At 63.3% G+C, this 15892-nt stretch carries 17 protein-coding genes; 7 read left to right on the top strand and 10 right to left on the bottom strand.

The genetic code is table 11. From position 1 onward, the window contains the following. Nucleotides 1-2: 2 nt before the first annotated feature. Together GV829_RS02305 and GV829_RS02300 are read right to left on the bottom strand one after the other, a co-directional pair. Complete coding sequence (locus tag GV829_RS02305) at nucleotides 3-965, bottom strand: NADPH:quinone oxidoreductase family protein (RefSeq protein WP_246202970.1); 963 nt, start codon at nucleotides 963-965, stop codon at nucleotides 3-5. Between the two features lie 14 nt (nucleotides 966-979). Then, nucleotides 980-1945, bottom strand: coding sequence for an NAD(P)H-dependent flavin oxidoreductase (locus GV829_RS02300; RefSeq protein ID WP_169943643.1), 966 nt, complete (start codon nucleotides 1943-1945; stop codon nucleotides 980-982). An 80-nt stretch (nucleotides 1946-2025) separates the two neighbouring features. On the opposite strand from GV829_RS02300, the gene GV829_RS02295 reads away from it, so the two are divergent. Beyond that, nucleotides 2026-2781 carry an N-acyl homoserine lactonase family protein gene (locus GV829_RS02295; RefSeq protein ID WP_169943642.1) on the top strand — a complete coding sequence of 252 codons (756 nt, stop codon included), beginning with the start codon at nucleotides 2026-2028 and terminating at the stop codon, nucleotides 2779-2781. A gap of 16 nt (nucleotides 2782-2797) precedes the next feature. On the opposite strand, the gene GV829_RS02290 is transcribed toward GV829_RS02295, so the two are convergent. The 5 genes from GV829_RS02290 to GV829_RS02270 are packed head-to-tail and all read right to left on the bottom strand — an operon-like array spanning nucleotide 2798 to nucleotide 7111. Continuing rightward, nucleotides 2798-3535, bottom strand: a complete 738-nt coding sequence (locus GV829_RS02290) for an enoyl-CoA hydratase/isomerase family protein (protein WP_246202968.1) — start codon at nucleotides 3533-3535, stop codon at nucleotides 2798-2800. A 6-nt stretch (nucleotides 3536-3541) separates the two neighbouring features. Continuing rightward, nucleotides 3542-4288: an SDR family NAD(P)-dependent oxidoreductase gene (locus tag GV829_RS02285; protein ID WP_169943641.1), complete on the bottom strand. Its 747-nt coding sequence runs from the start codon at nucleotides 4286-4288 to the stop codon at nucleotides 3542-3544. Beyond that, nucleotides 4285-5571, bottom strand: a complete 1287-nt coding sequence (locus GV829_RS02280; protein WP_169943640.1) for an acyl-CoA dehydrogenase family protein — start codon at nucleotides 5569-5571, stop codon at nucleotides 4285-4287. Before GV829_RS02280 ends, GV829_RS02285 begins: the two co-directional genes overlap by 4 nt. Before the next feature lie 29 nt (nucleotides 5572-5600). After that, a complete protein-coding gene (locus GV829_RS02275; RefSeq protein WP_169943639.1) occupies nucleotides 5601-6668 on the bottom strand; it encodes a phosphotransferase family protein in 1068 nt (355 codons plus the stop codon). Then, nucleotides 6665-7111 (bottom strand): nuclear transport factor 2 family protein, encoded by a 447-nt coding sequence (locus GV829_RS02270; protein WP_169943638.1) that lies wholly within the window; start codon nucleotides 7109-7111, stop codon nucleotides 6665-6667. Before GV829_RS02270 ends, GV829_RS02275 begins: the two co-directional genes overlap by 4 nt. An 83-nt stretch (nucleotides 7112-7194) precedes the next feature. Here GV829_RS02270 and GV829_RS02265 point away from each other — a divergent pair, with 83 nt between their 5' ends. The 6 genes from GV829_RS02265 (at nucleotide 7195) to GV829_RS02240 (ending at nucleotide 12294) form a co-directional block, all read left to right on the top strand. Continuing rightward, entirely contained in the window at nucleotides 7195-8079 is an 885-nt protein-coding gene (locus GV829_RS02265; RefSeq protein ID WP_169943637.1) for an SDR family oxidoreductase, read from the top strand. Further along, nucleotides 8076-8579 (top strand): SDR family oxidoreductase, encoded by a 504-nt coding sequence (locus tag GV829_RS02260; RefSeq protein WP_169943636.1) that lies wholly within the window; start codon nucleotides 8076-8078, stop codon nucleotides 8577-8579. The genes GV829_RS02265 and GV829_RS02260 overlap by 4 nt, the downstream gene beginning before the upstream one ends. Beyond that, nucleotides 8572-9000 (top strand): VOC family protein, encoded by a 429-nt coding sequence (locus tag GV829_RS02255; protein ID WP_169943635.1) that lies wholly within the window; start codon nucleotides 8572-8574, stop codon nucleotides 8998-9000. The genes GV829_RS02260 and GV829_RS02255 overlap by 8 nt, the downstream gene beginning before the upstream one ends. Further along, nucleotides 8997-9854 (top strand): SDR family NAD(P)-dependent oxidoreductase, encoded by an 858-nt coding sequence (locus GV829_RS02250; protein WP_169943634.1) that lies wholly within the window; start codon nucleotides 8997-8999, stop codon nucleotides 9852-9854. Before GV829_RS02255 ends, GV829_RS02250 begins: the two co-directional genes overlap by 4 nt. A gap of 114 nt (nucleotides 9855-9968) precedes the next feature. After that, nucleotides 9969-10766 (top strand): FadR/GntR family transcriptional regulator, encoded by a 798-nt coding sequence (locus GV829_RS02245; protein WP_169943633.1) that lies wholly within the window; start codon nucleotides 9969-9971, stop codon nucleotides 10764-10766. A 10-nt stretch (nucleotides 10767-10776) separates the two neighbouring features. Beyond that, nucleotides 10777-12294 carry an AMP-binding protein gene (locus tag GV829_RS02240; protein WP_169943632.1) on the top strand — a complete coding sequence of 506 codons (1518 nt, stop codon included), beginning with the start codon at nucleotides 10777-10779 and terminating at the stop codon, nucleotides 12292-12294. A 22-nt stretch (nucleotides 12295-12316) separates the two neighbouring features. Here the strand turns inward: GV829_RS02240 and GV829_RS02235 are convergent, their stop codons facing one another. The 3 genes from GV829_RS02235 to GV829_RS02225 are packed head-to-tail and all read right to left on the bottom strand — an operon-like array spanning nucleotide 12317 to nucleotide 15841. Further along, entirely contained in the window at nucleotides 12317-13102 is a 786-nt protein-coding gene (locus tag GV829_RS02235) for an SDR family oxidoreductase (RefSeq protein ID WP_169943631.1), read from the bottom strand. Between the two features lie 18 nt (nucleotides 13103-13120). After that, nucleotides 13121-14593 carry an aldehyde dehydrogenase family protein gene (locus GV829_RS02230; RefSeq protein ID WP_169943630.1) on the bottom strand — a complete coding sequence of 491 codons (1473 nt, stop codon included), beginning with the start codon at nucleotides 14591-14593 and terminating at the stop codon, nucleotides 13121-13123. A 48-nt stretch (nucleotides 14594-14641) separates the two neighbouring features. After that, a complete protein-coding gene (locus GV829_RS02225; protein WP_169943629.1) occupies nucleotides 14642-15841 on the bottom strand; it encodes a cytochrome P450 in 1200 nt (399 codons plus the stop codon). Nucleotides 15842-15892 lie beyond the last annotated feature (51 nt).

Raw genomic sequence — 15892 nt, 5'->3', positions numbered from 1 at the left:
CCTCACTCCATGATGAGGACAATGCGGCCGGCGCTCTCCCCGCTGGCCGCCGCCTCCATCGCCGCCTTCCACTCGGCCAGCAGGTAGCGATGGGCAATGGCGGGCCTCAGCCCGTCTGACCCGGCCAGCGCAAAGATGGTCTTGCGGTTGGCGTCGGCCTTGGTGGCTTCGAAAATACCGAACTGACGGATGTCGACACCGATCAGGCTGGCGCCCTTGATCAGCGCCAGATTGGTGCGCAGTGCGGTCATGCCGGCCGGGAAGCCTATGATGAGGTGCCGCCCATTCCAGCCGAGCGAGCGGAACGCCGCTTCGGTCATCGCGCCACCCACCGGATCGAACACGACGTCAACGCCCTTGCCGCCATTGGCTGCCTTCACCTGATCGCGCCAATCCTCGGCGCGGCCGTCAATGGCAGCGCCAGCGCCGCCTGCCAGTGCCAGCGCGCGCTTCTCGTCGCTCGAAGCCAGAACGATGACCCGCGCACCCAGATGCTTGCCAACCTGCACGGCGGCAAAGCCGGTGGCGCCGCCGGCACCGAGGACGAGGAGCGTCTCGCCCGCCTTGAGCTGGCCCCGATCGACCAGCGCATGCCATGCCGTGGCATAGCTGACCGGGAAGACTGCTGCCTCGGCAAAATCAAGGCCGGCAGGCTTGGGCTGGAGCATTTTGGCTGGCAGCACGGCCACCTCGGCAAACAAGCCGCCCCAGCCGCTGGCAACAACCTCGTCATCCGGTGCAAAGCCGGTGACGCCGTCCCCCACCGCCTCGACCACCCCGGCGCATTCGCTGCCGGGGATGAAGGGCACTGGTGGCTTGACCTGATAATTGCCGGCAGCCGTCAGCACATCGACATAGGAAATGCCGGCGGCGCGGATGCGCATGCGCACCTCACCCGCGCCCGGCGCACCGGGGTCATGCTCGCGCAGGCTGTAATTCTCGGGCGGCCCGAGTTGGTCGGTCATCACTGCCAATGGCATCATAGTCTCCCGCGCAAACTTGCCCGCCAGTCGCGGGGTGCAGCAGCTTCGGATAGTTCAGATTCGAGCCGGTCGACAAGGTCTGCGACGCTGGTGACGTCGTCAACCAGCCCGACCGAATGGCCGCCGCTGAAAACTGTTTTCCATGCCCGCACGCCTTCGGGCAGGTTGGGCCGGTGGAAAGCCAGGGGGGCCGGTAGGGCATCCGGGTCGAGGCCGTTGGCGATGATCGATTGGCGGATGAAGCTGGCCGGCATGCCGGCGATGGCATCAGTGAACAGCACATCCTCGGCTGCGGCATCAACCAGACATTGCTTGTGCTCGGGGCTGGCGCCCGCTTCCCTTGTGGCGATGAAGCGCGTGCCCATCGCCACCAGATCAGCGCCGAGGGCCAGCGCCGCCGCGATTCCATGGCCGTCGGCGATGCCACCGGCGAGCATGATCGGGCCGTCAAAGATGCGGCGCACCTGCGGCAGGAAAGCGAAGGGATTGAGCGTGCCGGCATGGCCGCCCGCGCCGCCACAGACCAGCATCAGGCCATCGACGCCGGCCTCAATCGCCTTTTCGGCAAATCGCATCGTCGTCACATCATGGAACACCAGCCCGCCCCATTCATGCGCGGCTTCCACCTCCTCGCGTGGGTCGCCCAGATTGGTGAGGATCAGCGGTGCCTTGTAGCGACGGCACAGGTCTAGCCGCTCGCGCTTGAGGTCCCGCTCGATCTGCCGCGCCGCCAACAGGTTGACGCACCAGGGTGCGAAGGTGCCGCCCTCTTCGAGCGTCTGTGCCTCTTCGTCTGCCAGCCGAGCCAGCCAGTTTTCCAGCGTATCGGGTGGACGCGCATTGCCGACCGGGAATGCACCAATGACTCCGGCCTTGCACGACGCCATGACAAGGTCGAGACTGGCGGCAATGATCATCGGGGCCTGCATCACCGGCAGGCGCAATCTGGACCAGTCGAGCATCGCGGTTCCTTGTTGCGGCGGAATCGGATGAAAGATATATAACTAGGTCATATAAGACAAGTCGAGGGATATTGGGAAGCATGGAGCAGGAATTGCGGGTTTTTGCCTTCAACACCGGTTGGTTCCAGTGCCGTCCGGGCTATTTCATCGCGGGTGAGACCGGGGACTATATCCGCGGTCCGGTGCCGAGTTTCCTGATCGACCATCCCAAGGGGCGCGCCCTGTTCGATACCGGCATGGGTGTGCGCTATCGCCGCGATCGTGCCGATGCGCTGCCGGCCAACAAGTTCGGCCTCGAATGGTTTGAAGGCATGGAGATAGCAGCCCGGCTGCGCGCGATTGATGTGGACCCCGCCAGCATCAACTGGATCATCAATTCGCACTGCCATATCGACCATTGCGGCGGCAACGCGACGATCCCCAATGCCACGGTGATCCTCCAGTCGCGCGAACTGGCGGCGGCGCGCAACAGCGAGGAGCCGATGCTCTATGACTCGGCCGATTTCGACACCGGCCACCCGATCCTCGCCATCGACGGTGAGCATGACCTGTTCGGCGACGGCAGTGTGAGGATCGTGCCGACCTATGGCCACACCGATGGCCACCAGAGCGTCATCGTCAAGCTGCCCGGCGGCGATGTGCTGCTCGCCGGGGACTGCTGCTACACCGAACGCAACCTCGACCTGATGGTGCTGCAAACCGCCGTGGTCGATGCCGAGCTGGGCATGGCGACAATGGAGCGGCTCGCCAACTTGCGGAGGCAAGGCACGCGGATCATCTTTGGCCACGACGGGCGGCAATGGTCGACCATGAGGGAGAATGCGCCGCTCGATTGAGCGGACACTCCTGCCTCTATTTGCCGAACTTGCCCGCTACCCGCTCGGCAAAGTCGGGACCGACACCGGCGCTGGCGAACACTTCATGAGCCAAGCCCGCACTGAGCGGCAGGTCGGCCTGTTCGCTGTAGAGTTTCTTGTAGGCAAAGACGCTGTGACGGCTCTGTCCGGCGATGGCCGTAGCAAGTTCGGCCACTTTCGCATTCAGCGCCTCATCGTCGACGACATGGTTGGCGAGGCCGATGCGTGCTGCTTCCTCGCCGCTGACCGGCAGGCCGGTAAAGCTCATCTCTCGGGCTTTCCATTCACCCACCCGTCGCGGCAAGCGTTGGCTCATGCCCCAGGCGGGAACGAGGGCGAACTTGCCGTGCGTGTCGGCGAACAGGGCCGAGCGTGCGGCGACGATGATGTCGGCGGCCAGTACCAGCTCCAACCCGCCGGTATAGCAACCGCCCTGCACGGCGGCGATCACCGGCTGCGGCAGGGTGGCAAGGCGAGTGATGACATTGGCCTGGTAATGGCGCTCGGGCGTGCGTGCGCCGCGTTCGGACAGATCATTGCCGGCGCAGAATGTGGGGCCATTGGCCTTGAGCACGACAACGCCGATGGCATCGCCCGCCGCGCGGATGGCGGCGATATGCGCGTCCAATTCCCCCCACAGGGTCACATTCAGCGCGTTGCGCTTGTCGGGGCGGTTGAGTGTCAGGGTGGCAATGCCGTCCCTGTCATCGCGCAGAACCAGATCGCCCATCATCGCCTCCTATCGCTGGCCGCCATCGACGCGGAGCAGCGCGCCGGTTGTATAGCTGGACGCCGGACTTGCCATCATCAGTGCGGCGGTGACAATTTCGCGCGGATTGCCTGGGCGCCCCAGGGCTACGGGTTGCCTCTCGCGCTTGGCAGGGTCCCACGCCTCGGCAATGTCGGTGAGGAAAGGGCCGGCCGAGATGGTGTTGACCCGCACCTTTGGACCATATTCGCGGCTGAGCGAGACGGTCATGGCGTTGAGCGCCGCCTTTGCCGCGCCATAAGGCACGACGGCGGGCAGGGCCATCAACGCGCCGGTTGAGCTGATGTTGATGATGCAGCCTCCGTCGGCTTGGGCCATGCGGTGGCCGATCTGGCTGGCGAGGCGGAACGGCCCCTTGAAATTGAGGTTCATCACCGAGTCGAACAGGCTCTCGGGCATCTCGTGACTGGGGCAGGGCGGTGACATGCCGGCATTGTTGATGAGGACATCGACCCGGCCGAATTCGGCATAGGCCGCCTCGATCAGCGCATCGCATTCAGCCCAGCGCCCGACATGCGCGGCAAAGGCGAGCGCACGTCGGCCCATGGCCCGCACTTCGGCCGCCACCTCCTCGCACTTGTCGAGCTTGCGGCTGGCGATGATGATGTCGGCGCCGCGTTCGGCAAAGGCACGGACCATCTGATAGCCCAGCCCGCGCGATCCGCCGGTGACCAGCACCACCTTGCCGGTGAAGTCGAACAGGGGATCCAATGTCATTGGTCGAGCACTCCCGCATATTTCTGTTTGGCGGCGGCCAGTCTGGTCGGGATATGCTCGCTGGGAAAGAGGCCTTCGTGCGGCTTCGCATTTTTCAGGAAGGCCTTGGCCACCTGCACCTTGTGCACCTCGGTCGGGCCATCGGCGAGCGCCAGGCTTTCCGCGCCCATCAGATAATAGGCCAGCGGCATTTCATTGGTAACACCGAGCGAGCCATGGAGGTGGACAGCGCGGCGGGCGATCTTGTGATAAACCTCTGCCATCTGCACCTTGCACATGGCGATCAGCGTTCGGGCCGCGCCATGTGGCTGGGTGTCGATCACCCAGGCGGTCTTCATCACCAACAGGCGGAATTGCTCAAGCTCGATGATGGAATCGGCGATGTCACCCTGGACGAACTGGTGGTCGGCGAGCAGCCGGCCCTGCGCGCGGCGTGACACGGCGCGTTCGAGCATCATGTCGATCATCCGCTGGCATTTGCCGACGGTGCGCATGGCGTGATGGACGCGCCCCCCGCCGAGCCGCGCCTGCGCCACCTTGAAGCCCTCACCCGGCCCGCCGAGCATCGCGTCCAGTGGCACACGGACCTTGTCATAATGCATATAGCCGTGAATGCCTTCGCCCAGTGGCTCCTCCATCAGGCCGACGTTGCGGATGAATTTCACGCCGGCTGTTTCGGTCGGGACGATCAGCATCGACATGCGACTGTGCGGCGGCGCATCCGGATCGGTCACCGCCATGACGATCAGGAAGGATGCATAGCGGGCGTTGGACGAGAACCATTTTTGCCCGTCGATCACCCATTCGTCGCCGTCGCGGTACGCCCGGCAGACAAATTCCTTGGGGTCGGCACCCGCTTGCGGTTCGGTCATCGAAAAGGTCGAGACGATGGTCCCATCCATCAGTGGCTGGAGATAGCGCGCCTTTTGCTCCTCGGTCCCGAACATGGCGAGGATTTCGGCATTGCCGGTATCGGGTGCAGCGGTGCCGAACACCGTCGGTGCCCAATAGGAACGCCCAAGAATTTCATTCATCAGTGCCAGCTTCATCTGGCCATAGCCGGGACCGCCCAGTTCGGGGCCTAGGTGACAGGCCCATAGTCCCTGCGCCTTCACCTGCTCCTGCAACGGTGCGATAATCGCCCTCGATTGGGCGTTGTGGACGTCATAAGGATCACCATGGCCCGGGAAGAGCAGGTCGAGCGGCTCGCATTCCTCGCGGACAAACGTCGCTATCCAGTCGAGTTTGGCCTGAAACTCCGGGTCGGTGCTGAAATCCCACATTGTCTCTCTCCATTGGTGCGCGGGTCCATTCAGCCGAGGCTGCGGATGATCTCTTCGGCGCGGGCGAAATTGCCTCGGACGAGGCGGTCAAAGAAGCGGCCGGTCTCAGCGGACAAGATGCCCTTGCCGGCCTGCGCCACTTTATACTCAAGGATGCAGCCGCCCTTGAACAGCGCCAACACCGCATAATAATCAAAGTTGCTGAGGTCGCGGCCCGTTCCGGCGGCATAATGGCGTGCCAATTCCTGCCGGGTCGGATAATCGGCAATGGGGTAAAGCGCGTCGGGGTCGATGCGGTCGGGATGTGCTTCGTCCCGCAGCTTGTTGGTGAACCAGGCAAGATCGATCAGCGGGTCGCCGATGGTCGACAATTCCCAATCAATCAGCGCGGTCAACCGGGCCGGTTCGTCAAAGGCGAACAGCGCATTGGGCGTGCCGACATCGCCATGAATGACGCCGGGCGTGAAATCATCCGGTATGTTGGCCCGCAACCAGTCACGGGTCAGCGCATAGCCGGGCAGGTCGCGCCATTCATGATCGTACAGCTGCTTGTAGCTTTTGATCTGGCCTTCCCAGCGATCGACCTGCCGTTCGAGATAATTGTCCGCCCGGCCAAAGTCCGACAGGCCCACTGCCTGATAATCGACCTTGGCGAGCGCGATGAGTCCGTCGACCATGGCATAGGCGATGCCGGCCGCGAGAGGGGGCTTGTCGAATGGTGCGCGGTTGTAAATCCGCCCGTCGCGCAGCTCGGCGGCCCAGCCATGCACGCGCTCCATCACGTAGAAGGGCGCGCCAATCACGTCCGGGTCGGCGCAACTGCCAAAGCAATGCGGGTGCGGCACGTCGGTGCCGTTCAGAGCGGCGAGCACGCGCGCCTCACGCAGCACCGACTTTTCGCTGCCCGGCGGCGGGACGGCCGGGGGACGGCGCAGTACCATCGTCTCTCCACCGCGGTTGAGCGACAGGATGACATTGCTGGTGCCACCGTGGATTTTTTCGATCGAGAGCGGTCCATGCCCCAGCGCCGGAACATGCTCGTCAAGCCAACGGGTCAGCCGGGAAATGTCGGCGAGTGTGGCGAGATCATCGGTCATGCACCTTCCTCGTTACGGCTCTTCATCCTTCGGAACAGGCTGGTCTCGGCCTGCCAGTCGATCCGCACCCGCCGCAGGGCGAAGCGCCAGCCCTGCTTGGTAAGCGTCAGCCAATCGTCATAGGTGCCGCTGTGGTCCGGGCCATTGTCGCTGGTCACAGCGAAATAGCTGCGCGCCGTTGCGCTCTCTCCATCAGCGGCCAGTTCGATGATTGGCGGGGTGACATGGTGGCGGACAAAGCTGATTGTCGGATTGCGCTCGCCACTCGTCAGCGCCGCCTTGACGCCGGTCGGGCCGGTGCCGCTGTTGCCCGGAAATTCGAGCACGCCATTGTCGGCAAAGCAGGCCGCCAGCGCGTCAATCCGTCCCCTGTCGCCATTGTAGGTATAGCGCGTGAGAAGGTCGCGGATTGCCTCCCGCGCCAGCAGCTCCGCCAACTGCATCCACTCTCTCCTGTATTACCTAGTTATCTATGTGTTGACATAATCTCCCGCGATGCGCAACCTTGGGAAAAAGGGAGAATGATATGCCGGTTCCCGCGCATCACAGGCTTGTCCAACCACCGCCAATCGACTGTCCGCCCTATGGCCGGGACCTGTTCGCGGGGCAGGTGGTGCTGGTGACAGGTGGTGGCACCGGCATGGGGTTCGCGATGGCCCGCGCCTTTGCGCAGGGCGGTGCGACGGTGGCCGTTGTGGGCCGATCACTCGATAAGGCGGAACCGGCGGCGGCGCGCCTTGCCGCCGAGCATGGTGTGGAAACTCTCGGCCTCAGCTGTGATGTCCGCCATGCCGATCAGGTTACCGATGCCTTTGACGCTGTTGAACAGCGGTTTGGCCCGGTCAGCCTTCTCGCCAATAATGCCGGGGCCAATTTCCCGATTGTTGCTGAAGCCATTTCAGCCAACGCGTGGTATGCCGTGACCCGCATTGCCATTGATGGCACCTTCCTCTGCTCGACCGAATTTGCCCGCCGCCGGATCGCGCGCGGTGAGGGCGGGGCGATCATCAACAACAGCGCCCAATATATCTGGACCGGCTTTCCCGGTGACGCGCACAGTGCCGCCGCCAAGACGGCGCAAGCGACCATGACCAAGGCCATGGCCCGCGACTGGGCGCCGCACGGCATCCGCGTCAATGCGGTCGCCGCCGGTTTCTTCCCGCATCCGACCACCACAAGCGGCGACAGCCCCGAAGCCATTGCTCCCTTGCAGAACATGATCCCGGCCGGTCGGACCGGCAGCATCCATGAATTTGGCTGGTTGTCCGCGATGCTCTGCTCATCGATCTTCGACGGCATCACCGGGCAGATCATCCTGCAAGATGGCGGGGAGTCGCTGCGCCGGTCGCTGATGATGCCCGATTATGTCCCGCCGCGCGAACGCGCCAATGGCCCCTGGGGGTGGCAATGAGCGGCTGGCTTGCGGGCAAGACGGCCCGCCTCATCGGCACGCATAGGGCGATTGAAACAGAATTGCGGGCAGCAGGCGCCGTCCTCGTCGCCGATGGCGATTGCGACATCATCGTCCATGTCGCCGCCCCGCCCCCGCATGTCCCTGCCCACCAACAGTCGCATGAGGAGTGGCGCAGGGTGCTGGCCCAAGGGTTGGATGAGCGATTTTTCGCCGCTCAGGCCTTTGCCGCGGCGTGTCGCGAGCGGCAGGCGACGGGCGCCGTCCTGTTTGTCGGAGCGCCCGAACAGGCACTGGGAACCGATCAGGCAGCTGCCGCCGGGGCGCTCGTCAATCTGACCAAGACCCTGGGGGTTGAATGGGCAAGGGACGGTATTCGCGTCAATTCCATCCTTACGCACAGGCAGGATGCTGTCGTCGGCCGCCTCGCCGCCTATCTGGTCAGCGACTATGCCGCCTATGTCACCGGCGCGATCATGGGTGTCGACACGGATGACTGAGGCACCGGAGGCCAAGCTCGACATCAACCTGCGGGTGGCCGATCTTGAGGCGTCGGTGCGCTGGTATGAGGAAATGTTTGGCGCCCCGCCGATCTACCGTGGCGAGGACCGGTCGGTGGATGGTCGCGCCACGGCAATGGCCTGTTTCCGCATCGGCGGGGTCAAGCTTTGGCTGCTGCCGGGCAGCACCGGGTCGGGTGAGCAGCGTGTCGGCATTGCGCTGATGGTGCGCACGGCGCTTGGTCCGCTGCGGGCCAGCCTTGCGGCGCGTGGTGCACAGTTTGACGACCATCCCATGCCCGGTTTTCCCATCGATGCCGATGGTGTGCGCCAGGGCAGGGACGCCGAGTTTTTCTATTTGCTCGACCCCGACGGTCACCGCATCGAATATTGTCGGGTCTTCAGGAAAGGTGAGGCATGAGCCGGCTCAGTCTTGACGGTCAGGTCGCGCTGGTGACTGGCGCTGGCGGCGGCATCGGCCGGGCGATTGCGCTGAGCCTCGCGCAGGCCGGGGCCAATGTCGCGATTGTCGATATCATCCCCGAACGATGCGACGAGGCCGTCGGCACCATCCGGGCCATGGGACGGCAGGCGCTGCCCCTGCCGTGCGACGTGATGGACAGCGATGCCCTGCGTGCGGCCGTCGCCGAAACGGATCGCCGATTTGGCCGCATCGACATCCTCGTCAACAATGCAGGCGGCGTTTCGGCGCGGCCTTTTCTTGAACAGAGCGAGCGCAGCTGGCGTCGGCATATCGACATCAACCTCGTTTCGATGCTGACCGCGACATCCGCCACCGCACCGATCATGATCCGCGAAGGGCGGGGCGGGTCGATCATCAACGTTACCAGCATCGAGGGATCACGCGCCGCGCCCAATTTCGCCGTCTATGGCGCGTGCAAGGCAGGGATGATCGCCTTTACCCGCTCAATGGCGCTGGAATTGAGCGAGCACCGCATCCGGGTCAATGCGATCGCGCCCGACCACACGGTTACACCTGGCAATCATGGCAACCGGACCGGACCGGTCGATCCTGCGACCTGGAAAATGCCTTCATCGCAAGCAAAGGATGCCATGAACCGATTGATCCCGCTGGGGCGCGAAGGGTTTGACAGCGAATGTGGTGATGCCGCGCTGTTCCTTGCGTCGGGCATGTCGAGCTATGTCACTGGCGTGGTTTTGCCGGTCGATGGCGGGACATGGGCCTCTTCGGGCTGGGTGCGTGGGCAGGATGGGCGCTGGACGCTCAATGAAGGGCTCAGCTTTGGTGTCTGAGGCACACAAGGGGTGCAAACCACCGCATAGACGATTGCAGGTGTAAAACCTAGTATAAATGGTATACCTTGTTATCAAAGGCCCGTCCGGCCTGTGGCAATGAGATGACGTCCCATGACCGTATCGGTGATCGAAAGCAACCGTCAAGACCAGTCAAATGCACGCATTCGTGTGCCGAAAACATCAGAATTGGTGGCCGATCAGATACGAGCGCAGATCATTCGCGGCGAGCTGGCGGAGGGGGACTTCCTTCCGCCCGAGGGCCAGTTGATGGAATCTCTCGGCATTTCACGCCCGACCTTGCGCGAAGCCTTTCGCATCCTTGAAGCCGAAAGCCTGATAAGCGTCGTGCGTGGTTCGCGAACCGGGGCCAAGGTGCACAAGCCGTCCACCGAGCTGGTCTCGCGCTATGCCGGTTATGTGCTTGAAGCACAGGGAACGACGATCGCCGACCTTTATCAGGCACGACTGGCAATCGAACCGACCGTTGTTCGCTGGCTGGCGACGGCCAAAGGCCAGACGCCGGGTATGGCGAAACTGCGCAAGGTGCTCCAGGAACTCAGCGTCATGGCCGCCAATGGCCAGTATGATGAGTTCATCGACAGCGTGGCCTATTTTCACCAGGTGCTGGTCGAAGCGACCGGCAACAAAACGCTGAGTTTCATGAACGGGATGTTGCTCAACCTCGCCCGTACCCACCAGAATGACTATCAGCGCCGTCATGTCCGCTCCAATGAGGCGCGTTTCAAGAGTATCCAGGTCGGCTTCAAATCCTATGAAAAGCTGATCGGCTTGATTGATGCCGGCGATATTGAAGGGGCGGTTGCGCATTGGCGCCTGCACCTCAACAATGCCAACAAGACATGGACCGATCAGGACGAGGGCGAGCGTATCGTTGACTCGCTGCGCTGACCGATTCACAATGACATTGCAGACTTTTTCAGCGGCCTTTGCGGCGGCCACCAGCCAGACGCCAGACAGCCACTTTACCGTCTACAGCGAGGTGAGGCCATCGCAGACGCAGCTCGCTGACATTCATGCCGCCGGGCAACGGCTCGGCAGCCGGATGATTGAGGCGGGGATCGCGCCGGGCGACCGCATCGCGGTCATGCTGCCCAACTGGCGCGAATGGCTTGTCTGCGCGGTGGCCTGTGCCCATGCCGGCGCTGTGATCCTCCCAGTCGTCACCATCTATGGTGCCAAGGAACTGGGCTTCATCCTGCGGCAAAGCGGTGCGCGCTGGCTGTTTACACCCGAACAGTGGCGCGGCGTCGATTATGCGGCGGTTGTGGCGGATTGCGGCGACCTGCCCGCGCTCGACCGACATGTCTGTCTGGGCGAGGCCTTTGACCGTCTCGAGGCGGATGGTCCAGTCCTCCCCGCTGTGCCCGCCGCGCCTGATGATCTGGCGATGCTGGTGTATACGTCGGGCACGACCGCTGACCCCAAGGGCGTCAAGCACAGCCACCGCAGCCTGCTCGCCGAACTGGCGGTGCAACAGGCGGCGCGCGGCCATGTGCAGAATGAGGTGGTCTTGTCGCCCTGGCCTCCCGGCCATGTCGCCGGTGCCCTGTCGATGCTGCGCTTTCTTGTTCATGGCGTGCCGATTGTCGCGATGGACCAATGGGACGCGACTGCCGCTGCCCGTCTGATCGAGGAGCATCGCGTCACCTCTTCATCGGGGACGCCCTTTCACCTCTCTGGTATCATCGAGGCGGCTGAACGGGACGGTCGCGATGTCGGATCGCTGATCAACTATCTGGTCGGCGCCGCGCCTGTACCGTCGACATTGGTGGAGCGCAGTCTCGCGCGCGGCATCGCCGTCTATCATTGCTATGGCTCAAGCGAGCATCCCACAGTCACTAGCGGTACCGTCGACGATCCTCTCGACAAGCAGCTGCATACTGAGGGCCGGGTGATGGCTGGCAGTGAATTGCGCTTTGTCGATGATGACGGGCGTGACGTGCCGCCGGGCGAAGAGGGCGAAATCGCCACGCGGGGGCCGGAACTGTTCGTCGGCTATTATGACGAGGCGTTGAACGCGGCTGCCTTCCTCCCCGGCGGATGGTATCGCACTGGCGACATCGGTCGGCTCGATGCCGAAGGATATCTGCTGATCACTGACCGCAAGAAGGACATCATCATTCGCGGCGGCGAAAATATCTCGTCCAAAGAGGTCGAAGAGCTGCTGCTCGATTTGCCGCAAGTCGCCGAAGTCGCGGTGGTCGCCGCCAAGCATGAGCGGATGGGCGAAGTCGTCCACGCGGTTATTGTTGCCCGCCCCGGCCAGACGTTGACCCTTGACGCCATCCGCGCGCATTTCGCCGCAGCCGGGATTGCCCGGCAAAAGACGCCCGAAAAGTTGACGTTGGTCGACGCCTTGCCCCGCAATGCGACGGGCAAGATCCTCAAGCATCTGCTGCGGAACAACGCCGCCTGAGAGCAGGCGGCATCGCTTCCACTCAGTTGCGCATCACCCAGCCGCCGTCGACGTTGATCGACTGGCCAGTCATCCAGCTGCCAGCCTCGGATACCAGCATGATCAGCGGGCCGACAAGTTCGTCGGGCTCGCCGCGCAGGTGAATGGGTGTGCGTCCGGCCAGCGCCTTGACCAGTGGGCTGTCGTCGGGGGTCAGCGACAGGCCTGCGTCGCTCTTGGTCATGCCGGGGGCGATGGCGTTGACGGTGATGTTCTGGCTGCCGAGTTCCGTCGCCAGTGTGGTGGTCAATCCGAGCAAGGCGATCTTTGATACGCCATAGAGCGACTGGGCCGGGAAGGCTCCAGCCGACAGGGCATTGACGATCCGCCCGCCGCCGCGCTTGCTCATGAACGGTACCACCGCCTGCGCACAGTTCAGCGCGCCGTGCAGGTTGACCTTGAGGATGCGGTCGAGGTTTTCCATGCTGCTCTGCATCGCGGGAGTGGCAACCACTTCCACCATCAGCGCGGCATTGTTGACGAGGATGTCGATGCCGCCAAAGGCCTTGGCTGCGGCCTCTGCCATGGACGCCACGGAATCCCGGTCGGTGATATCAACCTGTACCGCGAGCGCCTTGCCCCCCGCCGCGCTGATTTCTTCTGCCACCCGCGCCGCGCCCTCGGCATTGAGGTCAGCGACGACGACGGCTGCGCCGGCGTTGGCGAGGCCAAAGGCGTACGCACGGCCAATGCTGTTGCCGCGTCCGCCGGCGCCAGTGACAATGGCAACCTTGCCGTCGAGGCGGAATTTGTCGTTAGTGAACGCCATGAACTTGCCCCTTCCGGTTCAGCTGAAAATGCCATGCTCGGCGGTGATGGTGACGGTCTTGTAGTGCAGGAACTCATCGAGCCCTGCCTTGCCGCCTTCCTTGCCAAAGCCGGAGATGCCGACCCCGCCAAAGGGCGTGTGCGCGTTGATCTGGGTCGCGCCATTGACATAGACGCCGCCCGCGTTGAGCCGCTCGGCAACCCGGTGGATCAGCGCCATGTCGTTTGACTGGATATAGGCGGCGAGGCCATATTCACTGTTGTTGGCGATGGCGACGGCCTCATCCTCATCCTTGAACTTCATCACGACCAGCGCCGGGCCAAAGATTTCGACTTGGGCGATCTCACTGTCGGGATCGACGTCGGCGATGATCGTCGGTTCGATGAAATTGCCGTTTGCCAGTTCGCCGCCGCAGCGGTTGCCGCCGACGATGAAGCGGCCGGTTTTTTCGTCGCGCACCCGGTCGAACATGCCCATGACGCGGTCGACCGCTGCGCTGTTGATCAGCGGGCCGACCATGACGCCCGGCGTCATCGGGTCGCCGACCTTGAAGTGGGCAGCGAGGGCGGTGAGTCGTTCCAGCACCTCGTCATAGATGGCCTCATGCACCAGCAGACGGGTGGGCAGGGCGCAGCCTTGGCCAGACAGGATGCCGATGGTCCAGAAGATCGCCCGCTCGCAGGCCTTCTGCACGTCGCAATCGGGGAACATCAGGCTGGCTGACTTGCCGCCCAGTTCCATGACGCTCGGCTTGATCTGCTCGGCCGCCGCCGCGAGGATTTTGCGCGCCGTGATCGGCCCGCCGGTGAAGCTGATCTTGCGCACCTTGGGGTGGCGGACGATGGCCTCGCCTGCTTCGCCGGTGCCGGGCAGGATGGTCAGCACACCGTCCGGGATGCCAGCCTCTTTTGCGCACTGGGCGAACAGTTCAGGGGCAAAGGGCGTGATCTCCGCGGGCTTGCAGATCACGCAATTGCCGGCTGCCAGCGCCGGAGCCACCTTCATGCCGAGGCCGATCAGAGGGCCGTTCCAGGTATTGATGATGCCGACAATGCCGATGGGTTCGGGCACATTGTAGGAGAATTCGCCGCGCGTCTGGAACGTCGACATCAGGTCACCGGTCAGCTTGTCGCACCAGCCGGCATAGTAACGCGTCCATGCCACGGCGAGGCCGACACCGCGTTCACCCTGGATCAGCGGGGTGCCGCCATCGAGGGCAGCCATACGGGCGAACTCGGTGGTTTTGGACTCGACCAGATCGGCGAGGCGGAACAACATGTCGCGCCGGGCTTCGGGTGAGAAGTTGCGCCAAGCCTCTTGCGCTGCTGCAGCCTTGGCGACAGCCTCCTCTACCTCGGCGGGGCCGGCGAGCGGGATGCGCGCCAGCACTTCGCCGGTGACCGGGTGGATATGGTCACGGGTGCCGCCGCTGCCGGTGGTGCGCTGGTCGTGGCCAAGGTGCAGGTGTACGGTCGGGATAGTGTCTGCCATGACGGCTCCTCTCCAAATCTCTTTGTTATGTGCTCTGTTTCGGGACCATCATCCCCATTTGAGATGTAGCGTCTCGCACGCCATGACCGATCCGCCGCGCATCCGCGGGCTCGGCTTGCTCCTGTCTTCCTCGAAATGGCCGATCTTCTCGAACCACAGGCGATAAAAGATCGCCAACTCCATCCGGGCCAGATGTAGCCCAAGGCATGTATGCACCCCTGAACCAAAGGCGGCGTGGCGGAAATGCGCCCGGTCGACATCGACCTTGTCGGGATTGTCGGTCAGCTTCTCGTCCCAGCCGACCATCATCAGCGGCGCGAGAATCGACTCCCCGGCCTTAATCTCGATGCCGTCTATAACCGTGTCCTGCACCAGATAGCGCGGCGTCGAGACAAAGGCGTAGCGGCGCAGCAATTCTTCCACGGCATTGGGAATGCAGGCAGGATCGTCGATGATCCGCTGCCTCAGCGCCGGGTCATGGGCGAGGTGGCGCATGCCCCAGCTCATCGCGTTGGTCACCGTGTCGAGCCCGGCGAGGAACATGAGGAAACCGATCGACATCAGTTCCTCAAAGGTCAGCTTGCGCCCTTCAAAGGGTACGGAGATGAGGGTCGAGATCAGGTCTTCCCTGGGCTCGGCCATACGTGCCTGAATCAGGTCGGACAGCATGGTGATGATCGCGCCGGTCAGTTGCATTCGCGTCTGCTCATCGGTCGCGTGGTCGAAATAGCGGTTCGAGATGCTGCGGAACTCGACAAAGCGCTCCATCGGAAAACCAAAGATTTCCATGAAGACATTGACCGGCAGGCGGGAGGCCACCGCCTCGACAAAGTCGCATTCGCCCTTGTCGGCGACGCGGTCGATCAGCTCGGTGGTCCATTCGGTGATGCGCGGCTCAAGCGGGGCGATCGCCTTCCCCTCGAAAAAGGGGCGCAGCATCTGGCGATAGGGCCGGTGCTCTGGCGGATCGAGCGACTCGGGGATCATCTTGGGCTGCGCCGGATTGGGCGGGATCGACAGGAATTTGCTGGAGAATATCTCCGGGTGACGCAGCACCTTGGTGATGACATCGGCCTTGGTCGTGACCCAATGGCCGCCATTGCATGGCGTCCAGAACAGCGGCGGCGCCTTTTCCTTGAGCGCCCAATAGCCCTTGTGAATGTCTTCGAGGATGCCGGGGTCGCGGAAATAATCGAACTCATACACCGGCGCGCGGTCACGCTCGGCAACGGCCAAATCGCTCATCATCTCTCTCCAGCTTTTCCCAGCCTTGCAAAGATGTAAACAGGCGTTTACTTG

The organism is Sphingomonas lacunae, assembly GCF_012979535.1.
Classification (GTDB): Bacteria; Pseudomonadota; Alphaproteobacteria; order Sphingomonadales; family Sphingomonadaceae; genus Sphingopyxis; species Sphingopyxis lacunae.
The sequence above is the reverse complement of the archived record's forward strand: the minus strand, read 5'-3'. Positions and strand labels throughout refer to the sequence as shown.

Bases quoted from the DNA above. Each gene is read 5' to 3' on its own strand.
- GV829_RS02305 (WP_246202970.1), bottom strand. From the start codon at position 965: ATGACCGACCAACTCGGGCCGCCCGAGAATTACAGCCTGCGCGAGCAT.
- GV829_RS02300 (WP_169943643.1), bottom strand. From the start codon at position 1,945: ATGCTCGACTGGTCCAGATTGCGCCTGCCGGTGATGCAGGCCCCGATG.
- GV829_RS02295 (WP_169943642.1), top strand. From the start codon at position 2,026: ATGGAGCAGGAATTGCGGGTTTTTGCCTTCAACACCGGTTGGTTCCAG.
- GV829_RS02290 (WP_246202968.1), bottom strand. From the start codon at position 3,535: ATGATGGGCGATCTGGTTCTGCGCGATGACAGGGACGGCATTGCCACC.
- GV829_RS02285 (WP_169943641.1), bottom strand. From the start codon at position 4,288: ATGACATTGGATCCCCTGTTCGACTTCACCGGCAAGGTGGTGCTGGTC.
- GV829_RS02280 (WP_169943640.1), bottom strand. From the start codon at position 5,571: ATGTGGGATTTCAGCACCGACCCGGAGTTTCAGGCCAAACTCGACTGG.
- GV829_RS02275 (WP_169943639.1), bottom strand. From the start codon at position 6,668: ATGACCGATGATCTCGCCACACTCGCCGACATTTCCCGGCTGACCCGT.
- GV829_RS02270 (WP_169943638.1), bottom strand. From the start codon at position 7,111: ATGCAGTTGGCGGAGCTGCTGGCGCGGGAGGCAATCCGCGACCTTCTC.
- GV829_RS02265 (WP_169943637.1), top strand. From the start codon at position 7,195: ATGCCGGTTCCCGCGCATCACAGGCTTGTCCAACCACCGCCAATCGAC.
- GV829_RS02260 (WP_169943636.1), top strand. From the start codon at position 8,076: ATGAGCGGCTGGCTTGCGGGCAAGACGGCCCGCCTCATCGGCACGCAT.
- GV829_RS02255 (WP_169943635.1), top strand. From the start codon at position 8,572: ATGACTGAGGCACCGGAGGCCAAGCTCGACATCAACCTGCGGGTGGCC.
- GV829_RS02250 (WP_169943634.1), top strand. From the start codon at position 8,997: ATGAGCCGGCTCAGTCTTGACGGTCAGGTCGCGCTGGTGACTGGCGCT.
- GV829_RS02245 (WP_169943633.1), top strand. From the start codon at position 9,969: ATGACCGTATCGGTGATCGAAAGCAACCGTCAAGACCAGTCAAATGCA.
- GV829_RS02240 (WP_169943632.1), top strand. From the start codon at position 10,777: ATGACATTGCAGACTTTTTCAGCGGCCTTTGCGGCGGCCACCAGCCAG.
- GV829_RS02235 (WP_169943631.1), bottom strand. From the start codon at position 13,102: ATGGCGTTCACTAACGACAAATTCCGCCTCGACGGCAAGGTTGCCATT.
- GV829_RS02230 (WP_169943630.1), bottom strand. From the start codon at position 14,593: ATGGCAGACACTATCCCGACCGTACACCTGCACCTTGGCCACGACCAG.
- GV829_RS02225 (WP_169943629.1), bottom strand. From the start codon at position 15,841: ATGATGAGCGATTTGGCCGTTGCCGAGCGTGACCGCGCGCCGGTGTAT.